The organism is Phytobacter sp. (assembly GCF_059074235.1).
On sequence record NZ_JCACPZ010000004.1, the window covers coordinates 1028941 to 1043352 of the forward strand.

At 48.7% G+C, this 14412-nt stretch carries 11 protein-coding genes and 1 tRNA gene; 5 read left to right on the forward strand and 7 right to left on the reverse strand.

Going from position 1 to position 14412, the window contains the following annotated elements; all coding sequences use genetic code 11:
• Positions 1–425: 425 nt before the first annotated feature.
• The 6 genes from AC5JPW_RS08885 to AC5JPW_RS08910 all read right to left on the reverse strand — a co-directional run bounded on the left by AC5JPW_RS08885 (position 426) and on the right by AC5JPW_RS08910 (position 8491).
• Positions 426–2633 carry a DEAD/DEAH box helicase gene (locus AC5JPW_RS08885; protein WP_494239656.1) on the reverse strand — a complete coding sequence of 736 codons (2208 nt, stop codon included), beginning with the start codon at positions 2631–2633 and terminating at the stop codon, positions 426–428.
• Positions 2630–3946, reverse strand: a complete 1317-nt coding sequence (locus AC5JPW_RS08890; RefSeq protein ID WP_494239657.1) for an ATP-binding protein — start codon at positions 3944–3946, stop codon at positions 2630–2632. The genes AC5JPW_RS08885 and AC5JPW_RS08890 overlap by 4 nt, the downstream gene beginning before the upstream one ends.
• Positions 3947–3949: 3 nt before the next feature.
• The gene (locus AC5JPW_RS08895; protein WP_494239659.1) at positions 3950–6265 is read right to left on the reverse strand and encodes a TerB N-terminal domain-containing protein; all 2316 of its coding nucleotides are present in this window, start codon (positions 6263–6265) and stop codon (positions 3950–3952) included.
• A gap of 311 nt (positions 6266–6576) precedes the next feature.
• Positions 6577–7782 carry a tyrosine-type recombinase/integrase gene (locus AC5JPW_RS08900; protein WP_494239660.1) on the reverse strand — a complete coding sequence of 402 codons (1206 nt, stop codon included), beginning with the start codon at positions 7780–7782 and terminating at the stop codon, positions 6577–6579.
• A gap of 193 nt (positions 7783–7975) precedes the next feature.
• Positions 7976–8052: transfer RNA gene (locus AC5JPW_RS08905), tRNA-Arg, on the reverse strand.
• 238 nt (positions 8053–8290) lie between these two features.
• Positions 8291–8491 carry a hypothetical protein gene (locus tag AC5JPW_RS08910; protein WP_494239662.1) on the reverse strand — a complete coding sequence of 67 codons (201 nt, stop codon included), beginning with the start codon at positions 8489–8491 and terminating at the stop codon, positions 8291–8293.
• 406 nt (positions 8492–8897) lie between these two features.
• Between AC5JPW_RS08910 and folD the strand changes: the two genes are divergently transcribed.
• The 4 genes from folD (at position 8898) to malI (ending at position 12828) form a co-directional block, all read left to right on the forward strand.
• Positions 8898–9764 (forward strand): bifunctional methylenetetrahydrofolate dehydrogenase/methenyltetrahydrofolate cyclohydrolase FolD, encoded by an 867-nt coding sequence (gene folD, locus AC5JPW_RS08915; protein ID WP_494239664.1) that lies wholly within the window; start codon positions 8898–8900, stop codon positions 9762–9764.
• Between the two features lies 1 nt (position 9765).
• The gene (gene ybcJ / locus AC5JPW_RS08920; protein WP_494239666.1) at positions 9766–9978 is read left to right on the forward strand and encodes a ribosome-associated protein YbcJ; all 213 of its coding nucleotides are present in this window, start codon (positions 9766–9768) and stop codon (positions 9976–9978) included.
• A 242-nt stretch (positions 9979–10220) separates the two neighbouring features.
• Positions 10221–11720 (forward strand): PTS transporter subunit EIIC, encoded by a 1500-nt coding sequence (locus tag AC5JPW_RS08925; RefSeq protein ID WP_494239667.1) that lies wholly within the window; start codon positions 10221–10223, stop codon positions 11718–11720.
• A 91-nt stretch (positions 11721–11811) separates the two neighbouring features.
• A complete protein-coding gene (gene malI / locus AC5JPW_RS08930; RefSeq protein WP_494239668.1) occupies positions 11812–12828 on the forward strand; it encodes a Mal regulon transcriptional regulator MalI in 1017 nt (338 codons plus the stop codon).
• Between the two features lie 28 nt (positions 12829–12856).
• On the opposite strand, the gene AC5JPW_RS08935 is transcribed toward malI, so the two are convergent.
• The gene (locus AC5JPW_RS08935; RefSeq protein WP_494239670.1) at positions 12857–13600 is read right to left on the reverse strand and encodes an SDR family oxidoreductase; all 744 of its coding nucleotides are present in this window, start codon (positions 13598–13600) and stop codon (positions 12857–12859) included.
• A gap of 257 nt (positions 13601–13857) precedes the next feature.
• On the opposite strand from AC5JPW_RS08935, the gene AC5JPW_RS08940 reads away from it, so the two are divergent.
• Complete coding sequence (locus AC5JPW_RS08940) at positions 13858–14382, forward strand: metal-dependent hydrolase (RefSeq protein ID WP_494239671.1); 525 nt, start codon at positions 13858–13860, stop codon at positions 14380–14382.
• Positions 14383–14412 lie beyond the last annotated feature (30 nt).

The following is a 14412-nucleotide window of genomic DNA, read 5'->3' on the forward strand; positions in this document are numbered from 1 at the left end:
CTTACACTAACGCATATCATGGCTTTGTAACACTTCCTAGCACTCGACAGTTTTATATACAAGGTTGTCTGCAGAGCTAGGTCTGATTCAAAGAACCTGGAAAAGCATACGCAGTCCATACACGCTCTGATCTCCAACAATATAGAATTAATCATTGGAACATTGATCGCCCACATTGAAAATTGCCACCGTATCCAATATATCGGTATAGAGGGCTTCCCTCTTAAACCTCTAAAGGATAACTATCATGGGTCTTAAACCTGGTCCTAAACCAATTGCAAAATCAACCGGAAAACCAGATCAACGTCGACGTGATAATAAAGACACCCCGGGAAATACTCCGGGATTAAAGCCTAGCAAATCAACTGGGAAATAAAATCAACAGGGTATAAATACTTTATTTATACCCTGTTTAATAAATTGGATTATTGAAGATTTTTCTGTAACCAGAGCTTCGCACCGTCAATATCATACGCTTTTTCCCCAAATCCTTTCGCGAGCAGGAATTCAGGTAAATACTCATCGTATTTATCCAAGTACTTTTCTGGAACATCTTTGGCAAGATCAAATGCAGATGGTAAGCCTGACAACAGCATTTCTTTAAGCGCGTGTTGTACGTTAGCCACATTAGCTACACTTGAATTGTCGATCTCTATAACACCAGCAAATGAATTAGCTTTAAAGCCACAACGTATGAGCAAGGCTGTAATCGTATTCACAACTTTATCCCCCATCCAGGGGATTACGTAACAGTGTTGCCCACTCGTAATAAAATATTCATTTTGCAGGTTATAACGCTGGAAGTTACTACAGCCTTCTGCAAAGAGGCCTCTGGCTGTAGCATCGGCATAATCTACTCTCTTGCTACCTATCGCTATGCGGTAATCATTTTCCCTATAGATAGCGAGCATCTCCTGACGAACGGCATCATGAACAGACATTCCTCCTCCACTAAATTGTGGTGGCTGACCGCCTTTGGTTGCCTCTACATAGATAATTTTTTTCTCTGTCTCGATCTCTGTCACTTTCCAGCGCCGCCCACCGAAGATTATGTGTTGATCTGGTAGCAGTGGGGAGTCCACAGGAACTGTTCCAAGGGTTCTGTTTCCGGTGACAATGCGGAACTCTTCTGGTGTATTGAACACGGCATAAAACGTGTAATGGTTAGTCAGTTTCTCCCCCTCAGCCCCAACAACCATTTCGCCGCTCGCAAGTTGAGTGAGCAAACCACATGTTCCCATATGCTTAAGCAGACTTTTGAAATCGTTTAAATCTACATTTCTAAACGGCCCTGTCTGGCATAGTTGTGACCAGAGCTGATCGGCACGAACTCCGCCCCATTGTGCGGTAATAGCAAGAATCTGGTGTAGTAGCGTGGAGTAATGCATCTGTCGAGCATCAGCTGGTTCAAACCATTGTTTAGAGATCATCAGTCTGATCATGGCCATCGACTGGACCAACTGCAGCCGTAGATAGTCAACGATGCTGCTAGTCGCAGTAAGCTCATTTTCTGTAATTAGCATTCTCAGCACTGATGGGGAGTCGCGTCGCCCAGAACGCCCCATACGCTGACGCAAACTGGAAACAGAATGCGGAGGCGTAACTTGTATAACCGACTTAACCTTACCGATATCAATACCCAACTCAAGCGTCATTGTACAAATAGCTGTGGTGGGCAAATTTCCTTTCTGAAGACGAGTTTCAAGCGCCTCACGTAATTCCCTGGCAAGGGAACCATGGTGGGGAAAGAATTCATTGGGAACAATATGTTCTTCACACATGTCGCTCAACGTTGCCGCAATACTTTCAGTACGCTTTCGACTGTTTGCAAAAACCAAATGAGAATCGCCACGGCAAAGTCTAAAAATGTCAGCGCAAACGTCATGTTCAGCTGGACTCTGAAGTTCTTCCCCTTTCTGAAGCACTTGCTCCAGATAACCTTTGACCTGTACCTGAAGAGTGGCCGTGCTATTACTATCTGTAACAGTTACGCAGGATAGTCGTTTATCCGGGCGCAACAGTTCGGGCACTTTGTCCAGTTCTCCCAGAGTGGCACTCAACGCTACGCGGGGAATTGGATTTATCTGGCGTCCTAGCACATGGTCAATTCTATTGAGCAGAGAAAGCAGCTGTACGCCACGCTCTGAGCCAATAAAAGCGTGAAACTCATCAATAACAATGTATGCAACTGAAGAAAACGCCTGTTTGAGCCAGCCCATTGAGTTTATGAGCAAAGACTCAAGTGACTCAGGTGTAATAAGTAAAATGCCAGCCGGGTTCGTCCGTACCTTCTTTTTTTTGCTTTGTGGTACATCCCCGTGCCAGGGAGTCACTGGCATTTCCAATACCTCTCCAAGGCTCTCAAGACGACGGTGCTGATCGTTAATCAATGCCTTCAACGGGCTGATATAGACGATACCAAATCCATTGGTGAGATCTGCAACCGCCGAACAGGCAGGAAGAAAGAAAGCCTCTGTTTTACCCGCTGCTGTACCTGCACTAATTAGCACGTCTCGATCACGGGCTAAAATTGCCGGGATGGCACTCTCCTGCAAGGGCCTTAATGTAGACCAACCCTGCTTGTAAACCCACTTACGGACGCGGGGATCGAGACTATCGTAGGCACTGCTCATTGTTTGAAGCTCGCCAGGCCGTCATCATCGTCGCTTTCCTCCACAATGACGTCATCCATGTCGCTGGGTCTGTCCTCTTCAATCGCCACACCCTCGATTAGTGTTTGCCAGTTCATCGTTCTGTTTTGTTCCAGCACGGCCAACATATCCAGGAAACCTTTTATGGTATTACGGGGGGTACGGAAGTAAGCGTCTCCAATAGTTTTACTACAGTGATGCAGAAATCCAGTCAGGGCATCATCTGGTACCAGATAATTCTCTGGCTCTCCGCCTGCATAAACATGGCGAAGATTTTTCAGTAAAATATACAGTTCCTCAGGAGTGAGGCTGGCAAGATGCAAAGTGGGAGACGAGTAGTCAATCACTCCTGCTTTCTGCGCGAACCTATTTTCTGCCAGACGCGATTGGAGCGCCTCATAGCTGTAAAGACCTTTACGCGGATCGAAAAGAAACTCTGGCGTACCCCCGAGGATAAAACCAATGTTCTCGGCTGAGCCTTGCAGGCAGTCGTTCAGTATCCGTAAAATCTGTTCGTAGTTCGCGGTTCTTGCTTGCGTATTATTCAGCTTAAAGAGGTTCACCATTTCGTCGAGGCTGACCAAAAGACCGGCATAGCCTGCCTGGCGGACAAAAAGGCTCATCAGCTTCAAAGAATCATAGAATGAAGCGTCTGAGATAATAGTCCGAACGTCGAGATCATTACGGGCATCAGTTTTGGTGGTGTACTCTCCCCGCAACCAGCGAATGGCATTGGATTTTAGCGTTTCGTTATCCTGCTCGTGCCCGCGCCAGAATGCATCAATGACCTTCGCAAAGTCATATCCGCCCACCATATCTGACAGAGCAGCCAGGCGTTTATGAATAACTGACGAAACCTGGGAGCCATCCATATCAGCTTCCTTTCTTGCCTCAGTAACGAACCTTTCAACCACGCTAAGTAACGCATTACCATCCGGTTTGTTTCTGGTGGACATGTTTTTCATAAGCTCTGAGTAGAGATTACGAGCCTGACCTCCCGATGAATGAATTCGTCTGTCAGGAGAAAGGTCAGCACTGACTGACACCAGTTTCTTCTCCAGCGCAATAGAGCGCACAACACTCAGAAAGAACGTTTTACCTGAACCATACTCACCGATGATAAGTCTGAAGCTTGCGCCACCGTCAGCAATCCTCTCAATATCCTGATGGAGAGCGGTTATCTCATTCACGCGGCCAACCTGGATATGCTGAATGCCTATCCTTGGCGTTACACCTGATTTAAGTGACTGAATAATAGCGTCGCGTTCTTTCACTCTTATACGTGTTACAGACATTCACTATCCCTCTAATTCTTTGGCAATTTCCAGGTCAACCCAGATATCATCATCGGCATCGTCCAATACAGGAGCATCAACCACCGCATAAGACCAGTCATTGATCACCTCCAGCGCACCGCCGAGCATCAAATTCAAATTTACGCACAATTCTGTCGCCTCTTTCCGGGACCACTGTTCTTTCTCCAGCAAACTGCGATAAAGCTGGCTATGTGCGGGGTCAAGGCCTCCCTCCTCTGCTAATGAGGCTGGAGCGCTTTCTGGTTCTTCCGGTTCTTCTTCAGTGAAAATCGTGTTCAGTAATTTACGAACATCATTCGTGGCAGATTCATGGCGGGCAAGTACATTAGCATCCAGTGTGAACCCTGCCGTTGGCTGATCAGTTGGTACAGACGAGACGAGATCATGTTCAGTTGCGGAATGCTGATGGATATTGCTCAAGACAGATGAGGGGTCCAGACCCAAATTTGAATAAATCTTCTCAAGCTGTTTGATTTCGGCAGGCGCTATTGTGCCATCCGAGCAGGCAACATTAACGATAACTTTACCCACCGCTGATTTTTCCGCAGCGCCCAGCAACTCAATCCTGCTTTTCATTCCCGTCATATTGGCTGGGGTATGTAGCTGCCACGTTAAATATGCGTGTAGAGAGCGCTTTTCATCATCAGTGAAGCCAGTATTGTTGTTGATAGCATTCTCAAGCACTTTCTGTTCGGCTTGATCAAGAGAATTATCAATCAAGGCGACCATCGCCCCTAATCTGAGCGTCATTACTGCTGAGATAAATTCAGGAGAAGGTGAGAAGCGTCCATCTTCACCGGCAGGGAACAGAACAAGAGCGCCATCGACGTCTGCCTTCACATGGTGGTAATACGGATCAGGTGCCAGACAGTAACCCATCTTCTGTGCAAAGGCCTGCATCAAGTCGGCCTCTTTTTTATTAATCTTCGCTGGACAGCTGGCATTCATATGGGCCCAAAAATCAGCAACTGAGACTAACCCCTCCTTATTGAGGATCGCCTCATCAGCCCAGAGTTTGAATGAGCTTAATATTTTTTCTGCACTTTCATTAACGATCTCTGAAGGCAGCAACATAATTGCAGCAGTATCATTTACTGAGGTGCCTTTCCTACCAAGGTAGCGACTATATGCATCAAGTTCATCTGTACATATATCGGCAAGGGCAATAATTTTCTGAACCGGGCCCTTCAATGCACTTGGGTCAGGCAAGTCAGGAACAGGAAGACGAATGCCTCGCAAACTGGGGCTTGCAGGTGTGTAATCTAACCGCAGACGTATTTTATTCGCCTTAACGACCATCCCTTCACCATATTTGAGGGTGTAACGCCGTTTGAAAAGCGCAGCAAACTCTTTGGCACATCGGCGAGCGGGGGTACGCAGCGCATATTCGGTATGGTTTATTACCCAGGCCAACGCCAGTTCGGCTGATACAGGCATTCCCTCATGTACAGTTTTAGCCAAAGCCAGCTTAAATTGCATGCCATTACTGAAACCTGATGCACTATCGAGATCTGTGGCTAAATCCATGTCCGGCCGCAGAATAGACATGGCTTCGAGTAATTGGGTCGAATATCCACGGAAGGAACGGTTCTCACTGAATACCGACCTTAACCGACCGACTTCATTGAACAGGTTACGGAATTCAGCATCAGGGAAATTTTGTTCTGTGGAATCTACAAGCGCTTTTCTTTCCAGACCGTAGAGATATATGAAAACATAGCCTATTGGACACGATGGGTCAGACCTGTCACTGGCAATCCAACTGATATACGCACCACGTGCTTCTGGGGAAAGAGAGGAAAAACTTGGCCAGTATCCTAATGAACTGTCTTCGTAAAGATAAGAAGTGGGTTGTATCTTACATGTGTCATCAATTAACGATGCCTCACTTCCATCGTCATAATAGCCGTTTAGCTCCTGTCCAGTGGGCTTCATACGTTGCCCCAGATAAATGTGACCACCGGTAATTGTTACACCAGCTACAGTTATCATCTCATCCGGAAGTACCCATCGAGCTAATGCACCTGCTGACTTTGAGGTATTCCGGTAATGATTGGTTGTCACCCGAAGTTCGACACCCTGACCGCTGCTCAGTGTAAAAGTTGCCAGGTTGTCATCTTCGCTATCATCTTTTTGCACAACCGTCCCTTTTTTCTTGGTGTCAGCGCTCCATTCTGCTGCTTTTGGTGGTGCTTTGACGCTTCTGGAAACAGGAGACCCTGCAGATTTATGCCTTTTCTTTTTGAAAAACAAAAAATAAATGACATAAATCGCTGCTAAAAATATCCATAACTCCATGAGCATAAACCTTAAAAATGACTTTTCACATACACCGACCGAATGGCGAGAGAAAGCAGGACAAGGGGAATATTCTCAAAATAATACTTCTAAACTGCGAGGGTTAAAAGCAAATCGTAATAAAAATCAACTCACTGATTTAAATAATAAAAATCATTGAATAGTGTGCCAACAATCTGCGTGAATGTGGTAAGAGATCCGAAAACCGCAACCAATTAACTTAAAATTAATTGTCGGAAAATCATCTATTTCATGCAAAAGAAATATCAAAAAGAAAACCTGCACACTTTTTTGCGCAGGTTCCTTTTCTTCTACGCCTCTTTTCTGAGAGGCAACGCGGAGCCGTTTGCTAATGATTCTATATAATCTGCATACCACTGCAGCATCCCTCTCCTGCTCTCTAAATGCTGTGCATGATTATAAGTCCCACGGATGGTATTTTTATCCACGTGTGCAAGCTGTAACTCAATCCACGCAGTATTAAATCCTTCCTCATGTAAGATTGTGCTCATGGTGTGACGAAATCCATGTCCAGTCACTTTCCCATGATAGCCAATCCGTTTTAGTACCTGATTTATGCTGGCTTCACTTATTGGCTTAGCAATGTCGTTACGTCCAGGGAAAACCAGATTATACCGGCCAGTTATCATCTGAAGTTCACGCAATGCCTCTGTAACCTGATCAGATAAAGGCACCAAATGAGGACGCCGCATCTTCATCCTTTCGACCGGAACTTCCCAAACGCGCTTGTCAAAATCAAATTCTTTCCATTCAGCCAGACGAAGTTCAATGGTACGAACCCCCGTTAGCATCAAAATGCGCGTCGCAAGCCGTGTTATTGGACTTCCCGAATAAGCCTCTAAGGCCTTCAAGAAATCTGGCAACTGGTCAGACAGTAGATGAGGATAGTGAGTTGATTTCGCCGTAGTCAGGGCGCTGGCAAGTTCGGCAAAGGGATTGTTTTTCGCTCTACCCGTAACGATGGCATAAGTGCAAACCTGTTTGCAGGCCTGACGAACCTTCCTCAATTTATCGAGTACGCCACGCTTTTCAAGTTTGCGTAGTGTGGTGAGAGCCTCTAACGGTTCAATTTCTGCTATTGGTCGTTTGCCGATATCAGGAAATATATCGTTCTCAAATGCCTCAATCAGATCTTCGGCATACCCCTTTGACCAATTGGGGCGCTTGTATTCATGCCATTCCAGTGCAACAGATTTGAACGTATTTTCTACAGCGACTTTACGCGCTTGCTTCTCTACCTTCTTCTTTTCACTGGGATCAATGGAATTGGCCACTTGCCGTTTTGCTTCATCTCTGCGCTGCCGAGCCTCGGACAATGATATTTCCGGGTAAACGCCGAGTGCCAACATCTTTTGTTTCCCATCGAAACGATATTGCAATCGCCAGTATTTAGACCCATTGGGATGGACCAGCAGATGCATCCCTTCCCCATCAGTAAGCTTATAAGGCTTGTCCATTGGCTTCGCACTTCTTACCTTCACATCGGTTAATGCCATTTGAGGCCCCCATGCTGACTGTTGGTACAAGATTTTATCGAACGGGGAGATACCATCACATATACCAACAAATACTACTTGATGTAGGTTGATACGAGTAGAGTTCGGTAGAGTAGCGACGCGCTAAATTCAGTCAATGTATTGAATTTTAGGCATAAAAAAAGACGTCGGTTGACGTCCGTTTACTTGAAAATGGTACGCCCTACAGGGTTCGAACCTGTGACCTACGGCTTAGAAGGCCGTTGCTCTATCCAGCTGAGCTAAGGGCGCATATCGCGGATGCTCCACCTTTGAGGTGGAAGCGCCTGGAATTATACGGTCAGTGCATGATGAGTCAATGACTTTTCCGCCAGTTGCTTGCGAAGTAAACGACTGATGGCATTTTTCCCCCCTTCACGTGGTTTTCAGGCCATTTCTACCGTTGCGGGTTGCGTAACGACCTGTGGCAGAGCATTTTTTGCCGCAGGTAAAACAGCCGTCACCCTTTAAGAACCGGTTTTATCTGCCGCTATTTTCGCGGCAATAAACGCTCGACGGACTCCTGGATATGGTCATCGGGATTTTCCGCAATATCCCCCGCGCCCGCCAGATAACGCGCGAAGTGGTTTTGTGTCGGCTGCACCGAAGGGGGTTGCGCCGTAGCACTGACGGCAAAACTTAACGTTAATAACAAGAAAAACCAGCCGACGATCTTTCGCTTCCTCACCATATCGCACCTTTCACTGTTTAACTTCCCGCTAACATAGTGCGTTATTGCACGTCAAAAACTGTCAACGTTTTTCAAACCTTCCTGTGCAGTTGTAATCAGCTAACTGGCATTCGGGCTGCACGATGCATCTCCCCTTACCCTTACCCTTACCCTTACCCTTACCCTTACCCTATAGCCTCTTATACCTACGCCGATAATCCTAATGTCGGTTAGGGACATCATCGCATCTGGTAGCAGGACCGTCCTTCTCCGCTGCCACACCCGCTCCTTTCCTCACACATTTCCCGTACTCTTCTCGCGACGTCTTTTCGCACGAAACATAAACGGTAACTGACAGCGCGGCACACTTCTGACAAAATATACACATCCCCCTTTCTTTTTAGTTACAGACGGAATCTTCTCTCTGATGGCAGCAAAGATTATTGATGGTAAAACGATTGCGCAGCAGGTGCGCTCTGAGGTTGCTGAAAAGGTGAAAGCCCGAGTTGCAGCCGGTAAACGAGCCCCAGGTCTTGCGGTCGTGCTGGTTGGCAGCAACCCGGCATCGCAAATTTATGTCGGCAGTAAACGTAAAGCGTGTGAAGAAGTGGGTTTCCTCTCCCGCTCCTACGATCTGCCGGAAACCACCACTGAAGCCGAACTGTTGGAGCTTATTGATAAGCTCAATGCAGACGGTACCATCGATGGCATCCTGGTGCAGTTACCGCTGCCAGCGGGCATCGATTATGTGAAAGTGCTGGAGCGCATTTCGCCAGATAAAGACGTGGATGGCTTCCACCCTTACAACGTCGGTCGTCTGTGCCAGCGCGCACCGCGCCTGCGCCCGTGCACCCCACGTGGCATCGTCACGCTGCTTGAGCGTTACAACATCGATACCTATGGCCTGAACGCCGTTGTGATTGGCGCATCCAACATCGTTGGTCGCCCAATGAGCATGGAGCTGCTGCTGGCCGGCTGCACCACCACCGTGACCCACCGCTTCACCAAAAACCTGCGTCATCACGTCGAGAACGCCGATCTGTTGGTGGTTGCTGTGGGCAAACCGGGCTTTATTCCGGGCGAGTGGATCAAAGAGGGTGCAATCGTCATTGATGTCGGCATCAACCGTCTGGAAAGCGGCAAAGTGGTTGGCGATGTGGTTTATGAAGAAGCCGCAGCCCGTGCCTCCTACATTACCCCAGTTCCGGGTGGTGTTGGCCCGATGACCGTGGCAACGTTGATTCAGAATACCTTGCAGGCATGCGAAGAATATCACGACGCGGAGAACGCATAAGATGGCAACCTTTTCCCTGGGTAAACACCCGCACGTAGAGCTGTGCGATCTGCTGAAACTCGAAGGCTGGAGCGAAAGTGGCGCACAGGCCAAGATCGCTATTGATGAAGGCCTGGTGACAGTCGATGGCAACGTTGAAACCCGCAAACGTTGTAAAATCATTGCCGGTCAAACGGTTGTTTTTCAAGGCCAAAGCGTTACCGTAACGGCCTGATTTTGTTGTTCAGCAGGCCCGTACGTCGGGCCTGTCCTTCATCTTAATACCCCTTCTGCTTTCATGGTCACATTTTGATCGTCTTCGCATAATCACAAATTCCTATGCCCGGAATCATTATTTCTGTTGCGCCGGAGAGTTTACTCTTTCACGATAAGTAGAACGTTCTACTAAAACGTTCTACTCACAATAATAGTGCACAATGTGCGCAGAATAATGGTCCGCACTCGGGGGAAAACAGGATGAGACTGTTATCAGGGTTTATAAAATCGTTATCAAAGCTGTCGATGATTGGTCGTGCATTGATGCTGCCAATTTCACTGCTGCCTGCGGCAGGTTTGTTGCTGGCGTTTGGTGATAAGTTCCACTTACCGCTGATGATGAACGCAGGCGGGGTTATTTTCGATAACCTGCCATTGCTGTTCGCTATCGGTTCTGCGGTAGGTCTGGCGTCAGAGTCGGGTATCGCTGCCCTGTCTGCTGCCGTGTCGGTGTTCATCACCAACATCACTATCGGCACCGTGCTGTCGATTACACCAGAAATGGCCTCGCAGGGCGGTAAGTATGCGATGGTCGTCGGCATTCCAACCCTACAGATGGGCGTCTTTGGCGGTCTTATCTGCGGCATTCTCGCCGCCTGGTGCTACAACCGCTTCCACACCTTGCAGTTGCCAGAATTCCTTGGTTTCTTCTCGGGTAAGCGCTTTGTTGCGATTGCCACGGCGTTCATGTCGTTTATTCTGGGTCTGCTGTTGCCGTACATCTGGGAACATATCCAGGCCGGTATCGATGCACTTTCCGTTATCGTTAACGGTGATAACCAGGCGGCGTCGACCTTTATCTTTGGTCTGACGGAACGTGCGCTCATCCCGCTCGGCCTGCACCACATCTGGTATCCATCTTTCTGGTACTCTTTCGGTGACTACACGACTCAGGCCGGTCAGGTGATTCACGGCGACCAGACAATCTGGTTCAAAATGCTGGAAGAAGGCACCAAGTCCTTCAGCAGCGACACCTACCAGAATGCCGGTAAGTTCATGCAGGGCGAGTTCCCGCTGATGCTGTTCGCTCTGCCTGCGGCCTGTCTGGCGATGTACCATGAAGCCCATACCAAAAACAAAAAAATCGCGGCAGGTATTCTGTTCTCCGCTGCACTGACCTGCTTCTTAACAGGCATTACCGAGCCGGTCGAATTCACCTTTATCTTCGTCGCACCGATCCTGTATGTGTTCAACGCCATCATGGCGGGTCTGGCTTACATGAGCATGTATCTGATGCATGCTCATATCGCTAAGTCCTTCTCTGCCGGGCTTATCGACTACATCTCCTTTGGGATCCTGCCATCGTTCAACGGCTACGAGACTAACTTCCTCAGCGCAGTGTTTATCGGCGTGCCGATGGCGCTGATCTACTACTTCACCTTCCGCTTCGTGATCCGTCGTTTTGACGTGAAAACACCGGGCCGTACTGAAGTCTCTGCAGACGCGAGCGATAAAACAGACGAAGAATTGGTCACGGAAATCATTGGCCTGCTGGGCGGGGCGAAAAACATCGATACCGTAGGTTCTTGTATCACCCGTCTGCGTGTCGAAGTACTCAACGGCGACAACGTGGACAAAGAAGGGCTGAATGGCGTCGGCGCTCGTGGCGTGGTCTTCGTGGGCGACAAAGGCGTGCAGGTTATTTTTGGGGCACGTGCACAATTTATCGCACAGTCCATGGCAACAACGCTTGGCAAATAACCTTGTGCTGATAAGGTAAATAAGTCTCCTGTATTTATACAGGAGGCTTTACTATTTCTGACTGATTATTCTGTACTTTCAGGGAGCACGTTTGAAAAAGGTCAGCATCATTGATGTCGCTAAACTGGCGGGCGTTTCCGTCTCAACCGTGTCGCTGGTGTTGCGTCAGAAAGGCAAAATTTCTGACGCGACCATCGAACGCGTCCATTCAGCCATCAACGAGCTGGGCTACGTACACAACGTGGCGGCGGCTAACCTTCGTTCAAATACCTCGAACCTCATTGGCCTGATTTTACGGGATTTCAGCGACAGTTTTTCCATCAAAGTGATGGCGAGTCTTGTTCAGGAACTGGAGCGTAAAGGCTATATGGTCTTCCTTGGGCAACCGCTCGATGATCACGACCATCTCGAACGCTGCCTGCTCTCCTTCAAACAACAGGGGGTGGCAGGGGTGATTTATCTCGCCAGCGATGCCACCACCACGCAGTTGCCAGAAAAAATTCGTCAATGCCCGATGCCGCTCGTCGTCGTGTCTCAGTCGGTAGTGGATGATCCCTGTAACCTGGTGATGCGCGATAACCGTCAGGCCGCAAGCCTGGCGACCCGCTATCTGATTGAACGTGGCCACCGCAACATCGCCTATGTGGGCGGTATGGAGAACGATCGGGTGCGCCATCAGCGCTTGCTCGGTATGCATAGCGCGCTAAAACAGTACGGCATGGCGCTGCGCGATGAGTTCACTCCCGCCTGCTTCGAAAGTACCGATTCGGTGAGTCTGGCGACCCGTCATCTGCTGGAGAAGAACAACACCATTACTGCCCTGCTCTGCCATTCACCGAACGCGATTATCGGTTCAATCAACGGTATTCATCAGGTTGGGCGCACCGTCGGGAAAGACGTATTCCTGACCCAATCGGTCGCGCTCATCGGCTTTGAAGATATGCTGCATGTAAACCTGACCTCACCGTCGTTTACCTACGTCTCCTCCGCCAGTGAAGAGACCGGGCGTCAGGCGGCGGGTTTAATGATGCGTAAGCTGAAAGAACCTGAATTACAGATGCAGCGCATTACCCTCTCAGGGCAGTTGGTTACCCAGGAGTCGGCCTGAATTCTGCCCGGGCTTATCGTGTTCTGAATTATCCGCGACCCACAAGCGGCATCTTATTGGCCATGATCGTCATCTCCAGCACGTTGGTGGTCACTGGCATAGCGGCAATGGTTGCAATGGCTGCGGCCACATCCGCGACGTTCATCATCTCTTCAGGTGCAATAGAACCGTCTGCCTGGTAGACGCCTTTGCGCATACGCCCGGACATTTCCGTTTCGGCATTGCCGATATTAATTTGCCCGCAGGCGATATTGAACTGGCGGCAATCGAGAGAAATAGATTTTGTCAGCCCGGTAATAGCATGTTTTGAAGCGGTATAAGGCGCTGTATATAAACGCGGTGTGATGGCAGAAACAGAGGCATTATTAATAATACGACCGCCCATTGGCTCCTGCGTTTTCATTATTTTGATCGCTTCCTGTGCACACAGGAAACTGGCGTGGACGTTGACGTTAAATACGCGCAGCCACTCTTCATAAGGGATCTCTTCGATCGATTTCGCCGGGCTGTTATTACCTGCATTATTAAAGAGCACATCCAGTCGGCCAAAATCAGTTTTAACCCGGTTGAACAGGGCTTTCACACCATCAGGCGATGAAACATCCGCAGAAACGGGAACAAAGCGTGCCGGATCAAAGCCTTCAGCGCAGGCTTTCAGTCGTTCCTCATCGCGGGCAACCACAATGACTGTGTACCCCATGTCGTACATCGCTTTGGCTGCCGCGTATCCGATGCCTTTGCTGCCACCGGTGACCAGTGCTACTTTGCTCATGCTAACCCCTGAATTATGTGATGTTTAATACGTCTCTTCAGCACGCTACGCCGATCTTTGGCGAAGTGCATTTGTCATTACCCTGAAAAACGACCGCTATATTTATGCAGCAGACCAAATATTCGCGATCGGTGAGGTTAATTATCGTGCCGCATCACAAAACTGAGTTTTTATTTATTCATTAAAAATTCAGATAACAGGTAACGGGCAATCCTGACGTCTCGTTTATACTTTCCTCTTTTGTTCAAGGACTGACGATGCCAACCATTATTACTCACGCCGCCGTACCGCTTTGTCTGGGACTAAGGCTCGGCAACAAAGTGATCCCCAAAGGTTTATTGCTGGCTGGTATGGCGCTGGCGATGCTGCCGGATATTGATGTGCTTTCCTTTAAATTTGGCGTGGCTTACGGCAACGTGTTTGGCCATCGCGGTTTCACCCACTCGCTGTTATTTGCCTTTGTCGTGCCAATACTGGTTCTCTGGCTGGGAAGACGCTGGTTTAAAGCGAGCCTGATAAGCTGCTGGGCGTTTCTGACGGTGTCGCTGCTGTCACACAGTTTGCTGGATTCGGTGACAACGGGCGGGAAAGGGGTCGGTTGGTTATGGCCCCGGTCGGATGAACGTTTCTTTGCCCCGTGGCAGGTAATCAAGGTCGCGCCTTTTGCCCTGTCGAAATACAACACGCCCTATGGGCATCAGGTGATGATTTCAGAACTGTTATGGGTGTGGGTGCCGGGGATTATATTTATGGGCGTGATGTGGCATTTGCGTCGACGCTGAGGAATGCCCTCTCCCCAGGCGGGGAGAGGG

What these genes read in the sequence shown, in the direction of transcription:
- AC5JPW_RS08885 (WP_494239656.1), bottom strand. Translation starts at nt 2,633, where the DNA reads ATGAGCAGTGCCTACGATAGTCTCGATCCCCGCGTCCGTAAGTGGGTT.
- AC5JPW_RS08890 (WP_494239657.1), bottom strand. Translation starts at nt 3,946, where the DNA reads ATGTCTGTAACACGTATAAGAGTGAAAGAACGCGACGCTATTATTCAG.
- AC5JPW_RS08895 (WP_494239659.1), bottom strand. Translation starts at nt 6,265, where the DNA reads ATGGAGTTATGGATATTTTTAGCAGCGATTTATGTCATTTATTTTTTG.
- AC5JPW_RS08900 (WP_494239660.1), bottom strand. Translation starts at nt 7,782, where the DNA reads ATGGCATTAACCGATGTGAAGGTAAGAAGTGCGAAGCCAATGGACAAG.
- AC5JPW_RS08910 (WP_494239662.1), bottom strand. Translation starts at nt 8,491, where the DNA reads ATGGTGAGGAAGCGAAAGATCGTCGGCTGGTTTTTCTTGTTATTAACG.
- folD (WP_494239664.1), top strand. Translation starts at nt 8,898, where the DNA reads ATGGCAGCAAAGATTATTGATGGTAAAACGATTGCGCAGCAGGTGCGC.
- ybcJ (WP_494239666.1), top strand. Translation starts at nt 9,766, where the DNA reads ATGGCAACCTTTTCCCTGGGTAAACACCCGCACGTAGAGCTGTGCGAT.
- AC5JPW_RS08925 (WP_494239667.1), top strand. Translation starts at nt 10,221, where the DNA reads ATGAGACTGTTATCAGGGTTTATAAAATCGTTATCAAAGCTGTCGATG.
- AC5JPW_RS08935 (WP_494239670.1), bottom strand. Translation starts at nt 13,600, where the DNA reads ATGAGCAAAGTAGCACTGGTCACCGGTGGCAGCAAAGGCATCGGATAC.
- AC5JPW_RS08940 (WP_494239671.1), top strand. Translation starts at nt 13,858, where the DNA reads ATGCCAACCATTATTACTCACGCCGCCGTACCGCTTTGTCTGGGACTA.